This window comes from Erwinia tracheiphila, assembly GCF_021365465.1.
GTDB classification, from domain to species: Bacteria; Pseudomonadota; Gammaproteobacteria; order Enterobacterales; family Enterobacteriaceae; genus Erwinia; species Erwinia tracheiphila.
On sequence record NZ_CP089932.1, the window covers coordinates 4104484 to 4120036 of the forward strand.

The 15553-nt window shown below is 52.7% G+C and carries 11 protein-coding genes and 4 pseudogenes; 6 read left to right on the plus strand and 9 right to left on the minus strand.

What is annotated here, in order from left to right:
- Positions 1-35 precede the first annotated feature (35 nt).
- Entirely contained in the window at positions 36-683 is a 648-nt protein-coding gene (gene gpmB / locus LU633_RS21315) for a 2,3-diphosphoglycerate-dependent phosphoglycerate mutase GpmB (protein ID WP_016190892.1), read from the minus strand.
- A gap of 51 nt (positions 684-734) precedes the next feature.
- On the opposite strand from gpmB, the pseudogene yjjX reads away from it, so the two are divergent.
- Positions 735-1267 (plus strand): annotated as a pseudogene (gene yjjX / locus LU633_RS21320) (inosine/xanthosine triphosphatase).
- On the opposite strand, the gene trpR reads toward yjjX, so the two are convergent.
- Positions 1253-1582: a trp operon repressor gene (gene trpR, locus LU633_RS21325; protein WP_016190891.1), complete on the minus strand. Its 330-nt coding sequence runs from the start codon at positions 1580-1582 to the stop codon at positions 1253-1255. The pseudogene yjjX and the gene trpR overlap by 15 nt on opposite strands.
- A 53-nt stretch (positions 1583-1635) precedes the next feature.
- The gene (gene sltY / locus LU633_RS21330; protein WP_016190890.1) at positions 1636-3561 is read right to left on the minus strand and encodes a murein transglycosylase; all 1926 of its coding nucleotides are present in this window, start codon (positions 3559-3561) and stop codon (positions 1636-1638) included.
- A gap of 307 nt (positions 3562-3868) precedes the next feature.
- Here sltY and LU633_RS26330 point away from each other — a divergent pair, with 307 nt between their 5' ends.
- From LU633_RS26330 to LU633_RS21345, 4 genes and pseudogenes are all read left to right on the plus strand, one after another.
- Positions 3869-4006, plus strand: coding sequence for a cation-transporting P-type ATPase (locus LU633_RS26330; protein WP_152664209.1), 138 nt, complete (start codon positions 3869-3871; stop codon positions 4004-4006).
- 16 nt (positions 4007-4022) lie between these two features.
- Positions 4023-4560: pseudogene (locus tag LU633_RS21335) on the plus strand (cation transporting ATPase C-terminal domain-containing protein); the annotation flags it as partial.
- Between the two features lie 644 nt (positions 4561-5204).
- Entirely contained in the window at positions 5205-6872 is a 1668-nt protein-coding gene (gene ettA, locus LU633_RS21340; protein WP_016190886.1) for an energy-dependent translational throttle protein EttA, read from the plus strand.
- Between the two features lie 317 nt (positions 6873-7189).
- A pseudogene (locus LU633_RS21345) lies at positions 7190-7591 on the plus strand (zinc-binding dehydrogenase); the annotation flags it as partial.
- Positions 7592-7614: 23 nt separating this feature from the next.
- Here the strand turns inward: LU633_RS21345 and nadR are convergent.
- From nadR to serB, 3 genes are all read right to left on the minus strand, one after another.
- Complete coding sequence (gene nadR, locus LU633_RS21350; protein ID WP_233485072.1) at positions 7615-8841, minus strand: multifunctional transcriptional regulator/nicotinamide-nucleotide adenylyltransferase/ribosylnicotinamide kinase NadR; 1227 nt, start codon at positions 8839-8841, stop codon at positions 7615-7617.
- Between the two features lie 105 nt (positions 8842-8946).
- Positions 8947-10329 (minus strand): DNA repair protein RadA, encoded by a 1383-nt coding sequence (gene radA / locus LU633_RS21355; RefSeq protein WP_016190883.1) that lies wholly within the window; start codon positions 10327-10329, stop codon positions 8947-8949.
- A 14-nt stretch (positions 10330-10343) separates the two neighbouring features.
- The gene (gene serB, locus LU633_RS21360) at positions 10344-11321 is read right to left on the minus strand and encodes a phosphoserine phosphatase (protein WP_016190882.1); all 978 of its coding nucleotides are present in this window, start codon (positions 11319-11321) and stop codon (positions 10344-10346) included.
- A gap of 123 nt (positions 11322-11444) precedes the next feature.
- Here serB and LU633_RS21365 point away from each other — a divergent pair, with 123 nt between their 5' ends.
- On the plus strand, positions 11445-12107 hold the full coding sequence (locus LU633_RS21365) for a YtjB family periplasmic protein (protein WP_016190881.1): 663 nt from the start codon (positions 11445-11447) through the stop codon (positions 12105-12107).
- A gap of 519 nt (positions 12108-12626) precedes the next feature.
- Here LU633_RS21365 and LU633_RS21370 read toward each other — a convergent pair.
- The 3 genes and pseudogenes from LU633_RS21370 to deoB all read right to left on the minus strand — a co-directional run bounded on the left by LU633_RS21370 (position 12627) and on the right by deoB (position 15495).
- Positions 12627-13325, minus strand: a pseudogene (locus tag LU633_RS21370) (IS1 family transposase).
- Between the two features lie 187 nt (positions 13326-13512).
- Positions 13513-14232: a purine-nucleoside phosphorylase gene (gene deoD, locus LU633_RS21375; RefSeq protein WP_016190879.1), complete on the minus strand. Its 720-nt coding sequence runs from the start codon at positions 14230-14232 to the stop codon at positions 13513-13515.
- 39 nt (positions 14233-14271) lie between these two features.
- Positions 14272-15495 carry a phosphopentomutase gene (gene deoB / locus LU633_RS21380; protein ID WP_016190878.1) on the minus strand — a complete coding sequence of 408 codons (1224 nt, stop codon included), beginning with the start codon at positions 15493-15495 and terminating at the stop codon, positions 14272-14274.
- Positions 15496-15553 lie beyond the last annotated feature (58 nt).

Sequence of the window (15553 nt, forward strand, 5' to 3'; positions counted from 1 at the left end):
CAAGGCAGCAGGAACCTCTGCTCGCCTTAGTTGAATCAGCGCTGCAACTCATCCAATGCGGGTAAATCAAGGTGGGAAACCTCTCCCGCTGACTCCACCACCCAACCAGAGGCCAGCCAGCCGCTGTGCTGATGATCAACACGGGAAATCGAACAGTTACGCAACCTTAAACGGCGTTCCGCATGAGCAGGTAGTCCTAACAGCGTACTGATCAACACCCCCAGCGCTATACCATGACTCACCAGCAGTGGTCGGCTACCTTCTGGTAAATAGAGGCAATCATTCAGCGCCTTGTGCATACGCACCGCCATCTCAGTCATCGACTCTCCTTCAGGGATTCGACCATTTTCAGTACCGTCCACCAGCGTCTTGCGCCAGCTCTCTTCCTCTGTCGTCAGAGAATCCAGCGCCCGCTGCTCCAGCACACCCATATGCAACTCGCGCAGGCGCGCATCCAGTCTGACATCACATCCACAGGCTTCTGCGATAATACTGGCGGTACGTTGAGTACGACCAAGATCGCTGGAGATAATATGGGTGATGCCAAGATGTTTCATTCGGCTGGCCACCTGGTGCGCCTGCCGCTCTCCTTTTTCAGTTAACGCACTGTCTGACTGCCCCTGCAGGCGTCGGGCTGCATTCCATACCGTCTCTCCGTGGCGAACAAGATAAACCTGTAACATGATTTTTTTCCGTTATACTGCGTCAAATTTACGTAGAAGGTTCAAACAATTATGTACCATGTTGTCGCCGCAACCATCAATCCAGCCAAAATTAAGGCAATATCTCAGGCATTCGACGATATTTTCGGTGCAGGCAGCTGTCATGTTGACGGTGTCGGGGTTGAAAGTGGCGTAGCAAGCCAACCCATGACAGATGAAGAAACCAAAGCGGGCGCACGTCAGCGGGTAATCAATGCCCGTACCGTCCGGCCGGAAGCAGATTTCTGGGTAGCAATAGAAGCGGTATTGAAGAAGACAGTGCTTTTGCCTGGATAGTGATAGAAAGCCCTGAGCAATGCGGAGAGTCACGCTCTGCCAGTTTCACTCTACCTTACGCCGTTTTGCAGGGCATCCATGCAGGTCGGGAATTAGGGGAAGAGATGGCCCGTCTGGCCGGCATTGAAAATATTAAGCACCTGGGCGGGACGACTGGCATATTCACCGCCGGGAAATTGACCAGCACCAGCGTCTATCATCAGGCACTCTGCCCGTTTCACAATCCGATTTATCGCACTGACGCACGTTCTATGTCAGATCTTATCTGAACGTTTTAATAACTGCGCCTCAAGCCAGGTTTTCAGCGTTGGCGGTGCACTTTTCAGACTGTTCGATCCCCGCGTGATGGTGGCAATCCCTACGCCCAAATCATTCTTCAGTTCCCGCTGGCTCAGTTCACCACGCATTAATTCTTCGATAATTCGCAAACGGGTGCCAAACGCCTCGCGCTCATCAGGCGTCATCATCATCTGGAGCAGTGGCAGATGCAGCTCGTTCTGGTAGGCACGTTGAAGGAGCGCAACAAAACGCTGCCACTCCTTGTTGTGCAATTCCACGGTAACGGGGACAGAAGATTCAGACATAGGCGACCTATACTCGCTAACTAGTACGGCAGCATAACACAGTCCCTGTCAAATCAGTAGCGACGCTGCCATTCGCCATCAGACAAAATTTTATCTGGCTGACCCATGAAATACCGATAATACACGTCATAAGCCAGCACGTTTTTCACGTAACCACGCGTTTCTGAAAAGGGGATGCTTTCAATAAACGCCACGGGATCCAGCCGCCCGGCGCTGTTGCCCAACCAGGTTCTGACGCGAGAAGGTCCGGCATTGTAAGCCACCGATGAAAAAATACGGTTTTGACCGAATTGCTGATAAACCGACTCGAGGTACTGCATGCCAATCTGAATATTGGTTTCCGGGTCGAGCAGCTGACTGCTGTTACTGTAGCCCTTCAGACCGTAGGATTTCACCGTATGTTGTGCCGTCGCGGGCATAACCTGCATAAGCCCTGAGGCCCCAACCGGGGAACGCGCTTTGGGGTTCCAGGCACTTTCCTGGCGGGCTATCGCCATGGCGTAACTCACGGGAATGACTTTTCCTGCAACATTACGATTAAACACCTCCTGCCAGGCAAGCGGGAAGCGCTCCTGCAAACTATTCCACAACTTGCCGCTGATGGTGGCCTGCACGCTCAGATCCCACCAGTTTTGCTCGCGCGCATAGCGTGCCAGCTGTTGCTGCTGACTGATGCTTTTACTGTCGATCAGGTAACTCCACTCCGAACGGGCCAAATTATCCATGCCCCAGTACATCAGTTCACGAACCCTGGCAATTTCGGCCCCCTGGGTCAGACTGCTGTCAGGCTTTGCCGCTTTATCCACCTGTATGTTGTAATCAACGCCCAAACGCTGGGCCGCCACCATCGGATAAAAACCGCGCGCCTGCATGAGATTACGCAGAATTTTTTCGCCTTCCCCGGTGCGCCCCTGTGCCATTAACACATCGGCCTGCCAGTATTGCCATTCATCTTTTTGCTTGTCTTCAACGGGCAGACGCGAAATCCAGGTATTTAATCCATGACGATCGTTACTGCCTAAAGCCATCCTCACACGCCGCTCAATCAGCGACGTTGAATCACTGCGCATCACCACATTATCCCGCCAGCGTGCATGCTCAGAAGTGACATCGTTCCCCATCAGTCGCCATGCAGCGATTTCATTGAGCGCCTGCTCGTCCTGAACACTCATTTTTTGCAGGCGAACCAGCTCCGGGATCATCGCCAGTGCGTTGGTGGCATCGCCCCGCCGCGCGACTCTGGCAAAAGCAATTAGCGTTGCCTGGCGGGTAAAATCTGTCGCACCAACATTGCGGGCAAATGACATAACATTTTGTGGATTATTCTGCAAATCCACGATGGCATGCGCGATAGTCTGATAGCCTGTGGGCAATTGTGTCGCCAGCGATTTGACCAGGCCGCTATTGCCTTCTTTCATCGCCAGACGAATACGCTCAAGGGTGATGAGAGGCGTTTGCCCGCCCGCAGCCTGCCAGACGCGGAACAGCTTGCCACAGGCTGCGGGCGTAGTGGTGCCGCGTAGCCAGATTGATTTGGCTCCGTCCAACGCCACCTGCTGCTGTCCTGTCGCCCATTTGGCGTAATACCAGTTACAACGCGCCGCAATCGGCTTAGGTTCTTCCGGGCTGAAGACCAACAGACCTTGCCAGTCCTGGCGCCGGGCAAGTTCATTAACAAAACGTGCAGCAAGAGAACGTACGGGGTGGAGGGTTGGATATTTCTTAATGAAGTCGCTGACCACGAACCCACTTTCCTGAGCGAGATCCTGGGTAAGCTGACGATATTCAAGATAGGGATATAAGGGGTAATCACGCAGTCCGGGCATCAGTTGCGCGACCGTATCCATCTGATTGCTGTCCCAGGCCTGCTTGATTTGCAAATAACGCGCACGCTGGGCGTCCAGCGAGTCGGCCTGAGCCGCACAGGCTACCACGGTTAAACACACACCCGTAATCCACAACCGCAACTTGTCCACCATGGCTTTCTCCACGTTAACGCTTCATTTATTCAATGACACCATACTACACACTTCATTTTGTTCAGGCTTTGTTGATGCACATCTTTGTGCATCAGCTTCCCGCTAAACTTTATTTAAACCAGCGTAATATTGTGCTGACTTTGTACTTAACGTGCGATGACGATCAATGAGCCTGCTTTTTCGCTCCTTCAGCATAGCCGCATACCTGGATATTGAATAAAACTCTCTCTGAAGGAATATCTCTATGCCGCGATTGCCTCCCACTTTTTCAAGCCGGGTCGACTGATATCGCTATCACTGCGCAGCAGTGCTGAAAAAGCTTAACAGCACCCCTGCGAGAATCTCCACGGCGGAGGCACAAGAGCGTCTTACTACACACGGGGCGAACCAAGTTGCCGCAGGCCGTTCAAAAAAGCGCGTTAGCATGCTTTCTGGCTCATTTTAACGATGTGCTGATTTACGTGCTGCCGCTGACCCCGGTACAAATTCTTTGGATGAATATGGCAACGTCCGCCCCCTCTCTTTTGGCATTGCCTTTGAAAAAGCAGACAAAAATGTCATGCGCCCCCCCCGCGCAATGTCAATCGGCCTGTGATGGACGGTTACGCACTCTGCCGCGTGGGATTTATTGGCATGCTGATTGCCCTTTGCGCGTTTCTGCTGGAAGCATGGCTGCAAAGGCACGACTACAACATAGAATTTATTCACACGGTCCTGCTGCAGACGCTGGTGACGGCACAGTGGGTTTACATGCTGAACTGCCGTGAAACGGAGCGATTCTCCCTCAACAAAGGCTTGCTGTAATCAGGGCATCTGGCTGGTCACCACGTTACTTCTGCTGTTACAGCTGGCCATTATCAATATGCCGCTAATGAAAAGGCTGTTTGAAACCGTACCGCTGCCGCTCACCTGGTGGCTGGTCCCACTTGCTACAGGTGCATGCTGTTACTGATTGCCGGGTTGGAAAAACCGTTAACGCGTCGCTGGTGCAAAACCTGACAGCGCAGCTTTTTCCTTTACCAACCCGGCCTGTTTCTTTATGGCAACGAGTTTCAGGCAGGGCTATCTTGCCTGCTTTTAACACATGTTATCGATTGCAGTCACCTGAACGATTCCACTGCCAGCCATCAATCTCCGTGCGGCCTTAATCCCCCCTTGCAACGCCGCAGGGATGATTAAATAACAAGAGAGTCTGACCGGCATGAGTGAAAGACCAATGATCCATCCACCCAACAGAACGTTTTCGTGGATGACCGCCATAAATGTGCAAAGTGCTGCCTGCGCGCATCAGCGATCCTGAATGGTTTAACCTGCCAGTCAGAGACGAAACGGCCCCACTGGGGCATTCAGCTACAGCAATGAGATATGACCTGCCTCAATACACCACCAGGGTCGCGCGGAAAGCCTTTGCCCGCGGGTAGCGGCCTTCCCCACCCCAGTATTACGCAGGGCATGGGTTACAGCGTTAAAACAGTACGGCCAACACATTCAGACAGGCGACGGACGCGATTCAATGACCATCACAAACCCCTTACTCCGGCTGGGATTACCCATGAAAAACAGCTAAACTGCCTCACCTGAACGGATAACCAATACCCCGGTTTCCATCTTATTTTTATCAGACAGCAAGAGGCTCAACCTACGTGGCTCAATTCGTCTACAGCATGCATCGCGTCGGCAAAGTAGTTCCGCCGAAGCGCCATATCCTGAAAAATATCTCCCTGAGCTTTTTTCCCGGTGCCAAAATTGGCGTGCTGGGTCTTAACGGCGCAGGTAAATCCACCCTGCTGCGCATCATGGCCGGTATCGACAAGGACATAGAAGGGGAAGCGCGTCCTCAACCCGGTATCAAAATCGGCTATCTGCCGCAGGAACCGCAGCTAAATATGGGTCACACCGTCCGCGAGTCGGTGGAAGAAGCGCTGGCCGAGGTGGTTGGCGCACTAAAGCGTCTGGATGAAGTCTATGCGCTCTACACGGAAGAAGACGCTGACTTTGACAAGCTCGCAGCCGAGCAGAGCAGACTGGAAGAGATTATCCAGGCCCATGACGGGCATAATCTCAACACGCAGCTGGAACGAGCGGCTGATGCACTACGCCTGCCGGACTGGGATGCGAAAATCGCCAATCTGTCCGGTGGTGAACGTCGCCGCGTGGCGCTGTGTCGCCTGCTGCTGGAAAAACCCGATATGCTGCTGCTTGACGAGCCGACCAACCACCTGGATGCTGAATCCGTCGCGTGGCTGGAACGCTTCCTGCACGATTTTGAAGGTACCGTGGTTGCCATCACCCATGACCGTTATTTCCTTGATAATGTGGCGGGCTGGATCCTGGAACTGGACCGTGGTGAAGGTATCCCGTGGGAAGGTAATTACTCTTCGTGGCTGGAGCAGAAAGATGCCCGTCTGGCACAGGAGGCCTCTTCGGAAGCTGCTCGCCGCAAGTCCATCGAGAAAGAGCTGGAGTGGGTGCGACAGGGGACCAAAGGGCGCCAGTCTAAAGGTAAAGCCCGCCTGGCACGCTTTGAAGAGCTGAACAACACCGATTATCAGAAACGGAACGAAACCAACGAACTGTTTATTCCACCGGGTCCCCGTCTGGGCGATAAGGTGTTGGAAGTCAGTAAGTTGCGTAAGTCCTATGGTGACCGCGTGTTGATCGACGATCTCTCCTTCTCAGTACCGAAAGGGGCGATTGTTGGCATTATCGGTCCTAACGGTGCGGGTAAATCCACGCTGTTTCGTATGATGTCTGGCCAGGAACAGCCTGATTCCGGTTCAATCGTGCTGGGTGATACGGTGAAGCTGGCTTCGGTCGATCAGTTCCGCGACAGCATGGATAATTCGAAAACCGTATGGGAAGAGGTCTCCGGTGGGCAGGACATCATGCGTATCGGCACCACTGAAATGCCGAGCCGTGCCTACGTGGGACGCTTTAACTTTAAAGGCGTTGACCAGGGCAAACGCGTGGGTGAACTGTCTGGTGGTGAGCGTGGCCGTCTGCATCTGGCTAAACTGTTGCAGGTTGGCGGTAACATGCTGCTACTGGATGAACCCACCAACGATCTGGACATTGAAACCCTGCGCGCACTGGAAAATGCCCTGCTGGAATTCCCCGGCTGTGCAATGGTTATCTCGCATGACCGCTGGTTCCTTGACCGTATTGCAACACATATTCTTGATTATCAGGATGAAGGGAAGATCGAATTCTTCGAAGGCAACTTCACCGAATACGAAGAATATAAAAAACGGACATTGGGTGCTGAAGCGCTGGAGCCAAAACGTATTAAGTACAAGAGAATGATTAAATAAGTTTGTCAGGCGGGAGGTAACCTCTCGCCTTTCATCACCACCTGAAACGCCATACTGTGAGCACAGCTATTGACCATTTTTCCTGGCCAATACTATCCGCCTGTTTTAAAACTTTATAACCCCAATGTCGGCAAAGACCACTCTACATTCACTCTTCTCAACGTCCAGAGGCTGCAATTTTTTAGTACATTATTTAAAAGAATAATTCCGTAAACACGACGTTTAATCAGTGCTGAAATATTTAAATCGACTGCCATTGATGGAAATCTGGCAGATAACGAGCATAAATCAGGTTATCCGTCATATGAAGCGACGGGGACATGCCAGCAGAGCTGGAAAAACATGGGCTGAAGCAGGTTGACTATATTTTCTGCCTGAATGACACCGATGGTCACTGGGACACCATGGGGCAGTTAATCGCACCACAGGGCCATATCTGCACCATTGTAGAAAATGAGCAGCCACTCAATATGGAACAGCTAAAGCTGAAAAGCGCGTCGTTACACGTTGAATTTATGTTTACCCGCAGCATATTCAACACGCCGGATATTGCCCGTCAGGGAGAGATTCTGCAGCAGACTGCGAAACTTCTGGATGCAGGAAAAATCACCACTTCACTGAGCAAAACGCTGGCAGGCATGAACGTGGAAAATCTCACCAGGGCCCATCGTCTGGTACGAGAAGGACACATGCGCGGAAAAGTGGTTATCACCTGTTAAAGGTCACCGATGCTGGTGGCGGTTTACGCCCCCAGCATCTCTTTCACCAGTTCGACGCAGCGCAAAAAACGCTGATCGTAGTTATCCTGTTGAACGTGCTGATAGGCAATGTTATTTGCCTGCAGCATAGAAACCAGCAGCGCCTGAAACTCTTTACGATCCACTGTACTGCCAAGACTGCGCAGGCCGTCAGCCACCCAGGGCACATTATTCTCAACAAGGATCACCAGATCAAACCGATACTCGTCGATCAGGGCCTGAACAAAGGGGTGCTCACGGCCTTCATATTTTTTGCAGAAGGCCTGCGTGGTGACGAAATCGGTATCAATAAATGCCACTTTGTTGGCATACTTCACTGCAAAATCAATATATTGCGCCTGACCAAGCGCGATTTTATCGTAGTCGGAATATTGCAGCGCCATCTCATCCCCTCCGAGATGGGAAAAGACATAATCGCGGCCATACTCCCACGCGCTGGTAGTATTAAAAATGTTTGCCAGCTTATTCACCAGCGTGGACTTGCCGCTTGATTCGCCGCCCAGAATCGCCACCGTGCGCACAAAAAACGGCTTCACTTCAGTTGGAATGTATTCCCAGTAGCGAAAAGGGTCCTGACGAATTAACGTACCGCTGATATTCATAAACGAGCGTTTAGGATCGATTAGCACCGTCTCAATAGCAAGGTGCTGCTGATACTGCGGCGCATCCGATTCTTCACTGGTATAAACACGGTTGGGCACGATACCGTGATTTGCCATAAAGTCGGTGATGCCGCGACTCCAGACATCCCAGCCGTGTGGATACGGCTCCATCCCTTCTTCGTTAAAGGAATGGATACGAATATTCTTCTGATATTTAAAGGTCTGTAGCAGCCATCGCAGGCGGTCACTGACCGTTGGCTGCTGCGACATGGCGCTGTTTTCAAACAGCTTCCGGTCGCGCAACTCGTCGTAGCCCATAATGATATGCAGCTCATCGACCTGACTACAGGCACGCTGGATCAGATAAATATGGCCAGTGTGCAACGGATAAAATTTGCCAAAAACCACGCCAATGTTTTTCTCCCGGCGTGGAAACTCCAGCCCAAGAAAACGGTGCAGCGCTTCCAGTTTTTTAGCGCTGGGGCTGTTAATTTTGGCATTCAGCAGCCGGCTGAGATAGCCTTTAGTCATACCGCTGGCATCAGCCACCTGCTGCAACGTGCAGCCCTGCTGACGAATCGCGGTTTTCAGATAATCAAAAGACGACATTCACTGTCTCCTGCATCACGGGTGTAATAAATTTTAATTATGTGATGACATCGCGTTTAATTTAACGAGCCGGAAAAAATACCCCATGAATTATTAGTGAAATAATCACAGTTCTTCAAGGACAGCCAGCGCATCCGCTAGCTTTTTTACCCCATAGACCTTCATATTTTCCGGCATTTTCTTCGGTACATTGGCGGCAGGGACAATTGCCCGGCGGAAACCATGCTTTGCGGCTTCGGAAATTCGCTCCTGGCCGCTGGGCACCGGACGGATTTCGCCAGCCAGCCCGACCTCACCAAACACCACCAAATCCTCTGGCAAAGGGCGATCGCGCAGGCTGGAAACCATCGACAGCATCAGCGCCAGATCGGCGCTGGTTTCGCTGACCTTCACCCCACCGACCACATTGACAAAAACATCCTGGTCGGCCATTTGCAAGCCGCCATGACGATGCAGCACCGCCAGTAAAATTGCCAGGCGATTCTGCTCCAGCCCTACCGCCACACGCCGCGGATTGCCCATCATTGAGTGGTCAACCAGCGCCTGAATCTCCACCAACAGCGGCCGGGTACCTTCCCACAGCACCATCACTGAACTGCCGGAAGTGATCTCATCCCCCCGGCTAAGAAAAATGGCGGAGGGGTTACTGACTTCGCGCAGCCCATGTTCCGTCATGGCAAATACACCCAGCTCGTTTACCGCACCAAAACGGTTTTTATGACTACGCAACGTGCGAAAACGGGAGTCGGCATCACCATCCAGAAGAACCGAACAGTCGATACAATGCTCCAGCACCTTTGGCCCGGCGAGGGAACCGTCTTTCGTTACATGCCCCACCATCACAATAGCAACGCCGCGTGTTTTGGCAAAGCGGGTCAGATACGCCGCCGTCTCCCGCACCTGCGCCACGCTTCCCGGGGAGGACTGGATATCAGCCATGTGCATTACCTGGATGGAGTCGATCACCATCAACTTAGGCTGTTCCTGCTCCGCAATCAGGCAAATCTGTTCAATGCTGGTTTCCGACAGCATATTCAGATTTTCCGCTGGCAGCCCCAGTCGATGCGCACGCATCGCCACCTGCTGCAGTGATTCCTCACCGGTGACATAGAGGGTTTTCATTCCCTCTGCCATCTTGCACAGGGTTTGTAGCAGCAGGGTACTTTTCCCCGCGCCGGGATTGCCACCAATCAGAATCGCACTCCCCGGCACCACGCCGCCACCCAGCACGCGGTCAAACTCTTTAAACCCCGTAGAAAAGCGCGGCAAGGCGTCCAGACTGACTTCTGAAAGCTTCTGTACCCGGCTGGTGCCAGCGCTACCGGCATAGCCGGAAAGCCGCTCGTTGCGTGCCACGGCGGGCGATGCCACCAGCCGCACCTCGGTGATGGTGTTCCAGGCATGGCAGGCGCTGCACTGCCCCTGCCAGCGGGGATAATCTGCGCCACATTCGTTACATACGAAGGCGCGTTTTACCGCTTTGGCCAAATTAAATTAACCTCTTAACGCTCTTCGTGGATCAAGCTGCCGCTCAGGATGCACAGCACACCCATCAGGTCAGCATGGCGAATCATCACGTCAGATTTTTCATTGACCTTCGGCCTAGCATGGTAGGCAATCCCCAGTGCAGCAGCCTCGATCATCAACAGATCGTTAGCACCGTCGCCAATGGCGATGGTTTGCTCCGGGGCGATGTCAAAGTGTCTGGCCAGCTTTCGCAAGGTATCGGCTTTATATTGCGCATCGACAATATCACCCAGCACCTTTCCGGTCAGTTTGCCATCGCGAATTTCCAGCTCGTTGGCAACTATCGCAGACAAATGCAGGCTGTCACGCAGGTATTCAGCAAAATAAGTAAAGCCACCGGAAGCAATCGCCACATGCCAGCCCAGCGCAAGGAGTTGCTGCACCAGCGAGACCAGGCCTGGCATCAGTGGCAGCTGGTCACGCACCTGCTTGAGAATACCGGCATCGGCCTCTTTTAGCGTGGCCACGCGCTCAAGCAGGCTGGCGGTAAAATCAAGTTCGCCGCGCATTGCCCGTTCGGTGACCTCCGCCACCTGCGCCCCACTGCCCGCCAGTCGGGCAATCTCATCAATACATTCAATTTCAATGGCGGTCGAGTCCATATCCATCACCAGCAGCCCTGGCGTTTTCAGATGGGGAATATGGCCTAACGGCGCTACGTCAAGCCCGGCGTCATGCGCCAGTCGGGTTGCCTTCGGTGTCAGGGAACCCGCCAGCCGAACCACAGGGTAATCCTCAATTTGCCAGGCACTGACAATCACCAGCGCGGCACCCAACTGGTGCTGAAGTGCCGTAAGACGGCTTTTATTCAGTCCGCGCCCATACAAAAGCCAGCCCGTATGACTAGCGCGGTAGTCCAGCGGCATCACTTCATCACCACTGAGAGAAAGAGGAAAAACCGGCCACTGTGAAATATCGGCAGGCAAATCATACCAGGTCAGACTAATAGGCATTACAACTCCAAGCTCCAGTAAGGACAGATTAACCACGCAAGAGGCTACCCTGTCAGGCCCACTTCTGGCAACATAAAGCGTCAATATGGTCGGCGGTTCGCACATAATTTATGAAGGGTAACAATGACAAAGACCAAACTTAAATTTCGTCTGCACCGCACGGTAATCGTGTTAATCTGTCTCGCGTTACTGGTGGTATTGATGCAGGGTGCCTCCTGGTTCAGCCCTGGGCATCAGGTGGTCCACTCCGGGCAGGTGGAAGAACTGGCGCGCACCCTGACCCGCCAGGTGGCCTTCAGCCTGACACCGCTGATGGAAAACAGCGATGATAACCGCCAGAAAATTGAAGACATCCTGACCCAGCTTACCCACGACAGCCGAATTCTTGATGCCGCCGTTTATGATGACAACGGTGCCTTGATAGCGCATCGCGGCGAGACCATTAACGTGCGGGATCGGCTGGCGCTGGATGGACAACGTGCCGGCAGCTACTTTAACCACCAGATGATTCAGCCCCTTAACAGCCTGGATAGCCCTCCGCGCGGCTTTCTGCGCATCACGCTGGACACCCACGTTCTGGCTACGGAATCCCGCCAGGTGGATAACACCACCAACATTCTACGCCTGATGATGTTGCTGGCGATGGCAATTGGTATCATCCTCAGCCGCACGCTGCTGCGCAACCACCGCTCTCGCTGGCAGCAGTCACCTTTCCTGCTGACCGCTAACAAGCCAGTGAAGGAAGACAGCGACGATACCGTAGCCGACAAAGTTGAAAAATCGTAATCAGGTATCCGGCTCATTTGCACCGACAGTGTTTTCAGCACCTTCTGCACCTCGTTTGCCCGTTGTCGATAACCTGAACTCCATGCGCCTGACCCGGCAAGGGTTTGCCAGTATTGCTGCGCCAGCGCCCGCTGCCAGACTTCACCGGGAATCGTCGTATCCAGCTCAATCTCCGGTACTGTTTCCCGTATGTAGCCTGCGCTGTTCGCCGCCAGGCTCATGGGTAACATGTCCCAGGCCGGGTTTGAGGTAAGCGGTGGCGGACTACCGAGAAATGCCAGGTTGCCATCACCATTCGTGATCGAACGCCCTCTGAAACGTCCCGTGTGCCGCTCTGGCACAGTCAAACCTCAGCACCTGCGGCTGGGTGGCAACCAGGTGGAAGAGCGGAGCCTGGCTAATACTCAGTCAGGCCATCAGTGCAGCGGCATCCAGCGGACCCTGCAGCAATAATTGGGTATATACGTCATCTGAATAAATTATGAACAGATATGCATCATTCAAGGTCGTGACGCAGATTTATTGATAATGATGAAGAGTAAGATACCAACCGATGATCTTATCGTGCATTTCCTCTGACTTCGAAAAGCAAATTGTTCTGCGGGTCAGTCGTTTGATATGTGTACGAAGATTAAGATTATGTCGTTCTGTCCGTTGGGTATATTTCTTGCTCACCACGTGGCTTGTTGCACTTAACAGAACTTTATAAACCGGCCACGCATCTGTCATATAAAAGGCAAGGTTAAATTTGCTTAACAGGGCCAGCAATCGTCGCAGGGTCGGGGCATTTCTCGGGCCGAAGACGTGGGCCAGAGCACGTTTGCGGATACGGTCATAAGCATAGAACAACCACCGGGGATTGCTTTTACACCGCACGTAAGACCATTGTTCACCGGCTTCACAGCAGATAACAACCTCCGTTTCGGGGTCGATATTCTCAGCTACCTGCTTTGGCGAAATTTTTTAAAGTGCCGCAGAACCGTATTGAGGCTGATACCGAGAACCCGTGCGGTATCGCGACATCTGTAACCATTCATGGCCATATTAACAATGGTCTGGTGTATGTCTGGTTTGGCACCGGAGTAGCCTAAAGTTGAGCTGAAAGGTCTTTGAACAATGCTTGCAGATGTAACGTTGGGCACCGGATGCTGAATGTCCGTTACATCGTACAGCATGAGTTTCATTGCACTGAGGGCAGACGACATCAACTTTAGCCATATGTTACATCCAAAGCGCAAAGCATGCGTGATCAGCAAGTCTGCGTCACGACCTCATTCAACATATTGAAAATAAGAAAAGAATTACAGGAAGCAGCAGAAATCTGTGAAGAGATACGGGAGAGATATTTAATGATTGCAAAGAACTCGCTGGCCGGGAGTACCGACCAGCAGCATGAACACAAGACTCAGGCTTTATCGCCCAGCAGCACAGACTCAAGTGCGATTTCAATCATCTCGCTAAAGGTGGTTTGACGCTCTGCCGCCATGGTCTGCTCACCGCTGCGGATATGGTCAGACACCGTACAGATCGCTAACGCTTTGGCACCAAATTCCGCCGCCACGCCGTAGATACCCGCCGCTTCCATTTCGATCCCCAGAATGCCGTATTTTTCCATGACATCGAACATCTCCAGGTCGGGTGCATAGAACAGATCGGCGGAGAAGAGGTTACCGACGCGTACGTTGACGCCCAGTGCTTTTGCCGCATCCACCGCGTTGCATACCATGTCAAAATCCGCAATCGCAGCAAAATCGTGGTTTTTAAAACGTATGCGGTTCACTTTTGAATCCGTCGACGCGCCCATCCCAATCACCACATCACGCAGATTTACGTCCACACGCACTGCACCGCAGGACCCCACGCGAATGATCTTCTTCACGCCAAAGTCGGTAATCAGCTCTTTAGCGTAGATTGAGCAGGAAGGAATGCCCATACCGTGGCCCATCACCGAAATTTTACGCCCTTTATAAGTACCGGTGTAACCCAACATGCCGCGCACGTTGTTTACTTCCACTGCGTCCTGCAAAAAAGTTTCGGCGATGTGTTTAGCCCGGAGCGGGTCGCCCGGCATCAGCACGACATCAGCGAAATCACCCATTTCTGCGTTTATATGAGGCGTTGCCATGTTTTACCCTTCTTTTTATCGATCAATAGATTGTGCTGATTACAGCATACTTTTGCCGTATTCCATCGGACTGAGGCCAAAATACTTCGCCACCGTCTGGCCGATATCGGCAAAGGTGTCGCGGTAGCCCAGTGAGCCGGGCTTGATGCCCGGACCATAAATCAGCACTGGAATATGCTCACGGGTGTGCTCGGTTCCCTGCCAGGTCGGATCGCAGCCGTGATCGGCAGTGAGGATCAGCATGTCTCCATCGTTCACCAGTGCCATCAGTTCCGGCAGACGGCGGTCAAACAGTTCCAGCCCGCCTGCGTAACCGGCAACGTCGCGGCGATGCCCCCAGGTAGAATCGAAATCAACAAAGTTGGTGAAGACGATACTGTTATCCGCTGCCGACTTCATTTGCTGGATGGTGGCATCAAACAGCGCATCCAGCCCGGTCGCCTTCACTTTTCTTGTAATGCCCACGTTGGCGTAAATATCCGCGATTTTGCCAACGGAAACCACTTCACCCTGCTGCTCATCCACCAGTTTTTTCAGAATGGTAGGCGAAGGCGGCTCAACGGCCAGATCGTGACGATTGCCGGTACGTTCGAACTGCCCCGCCTTATCGCCAATAAACGGGCGCGCAACAACGCGACCAATGTTATAACCTCCTTCGGTCAAAGCATCGCGCGTAATTTCGCACAGCTGGTAAAGTCGCTCAAGGCCAAAGGTTTCTTCATGGCAGGCAATCTGGAACACGGAATCCGCCGAGGTGTAAAAAATCGGCTTGCCGGTTTTCATATGTTCTTTGCCAAGCTGCTCGAGGATCACCGTGCCGGAAGAGTGACAGTTGCCGAGATAGCCGGGCAGATCGGCCTTTTGCACAAGCTCATCCAACAGCGCCTGCGGAAAACTGTTTTGATGATCGCTAAAATATCCCCAGTCAAACAGCACCGGTACGCCAGCAATCTCCCAGTGGCCTGACTGCGTATCTTTACCGGATGACAGCTCGCTGGCATACGCGTACGCGCCGATAATATCGGCATTTTTATCCAGGCCCGGCGGAAAGGTGCCGCTGGAGGCTTCTGCCGCTTTGCCCAGCCCTAATGCCGTCAGATTGGGCAGATACAGCGGCCCTTTACGCCCGACATCCGCGTCGCCTTTAAAGCACGCCTGTGCAATATGCCCGAAGGTATCCGCACCTGCGTCACCGAACTTGTCGGCATCCTTACTGGAACCGATTCCAAAAGAGTCCAGTACCATAATGAATACACGTTTCATTGTTGTCTCCTGCGTGTTAAACGCGATGAGCATAAATTTTATCGATCAGAACAATATG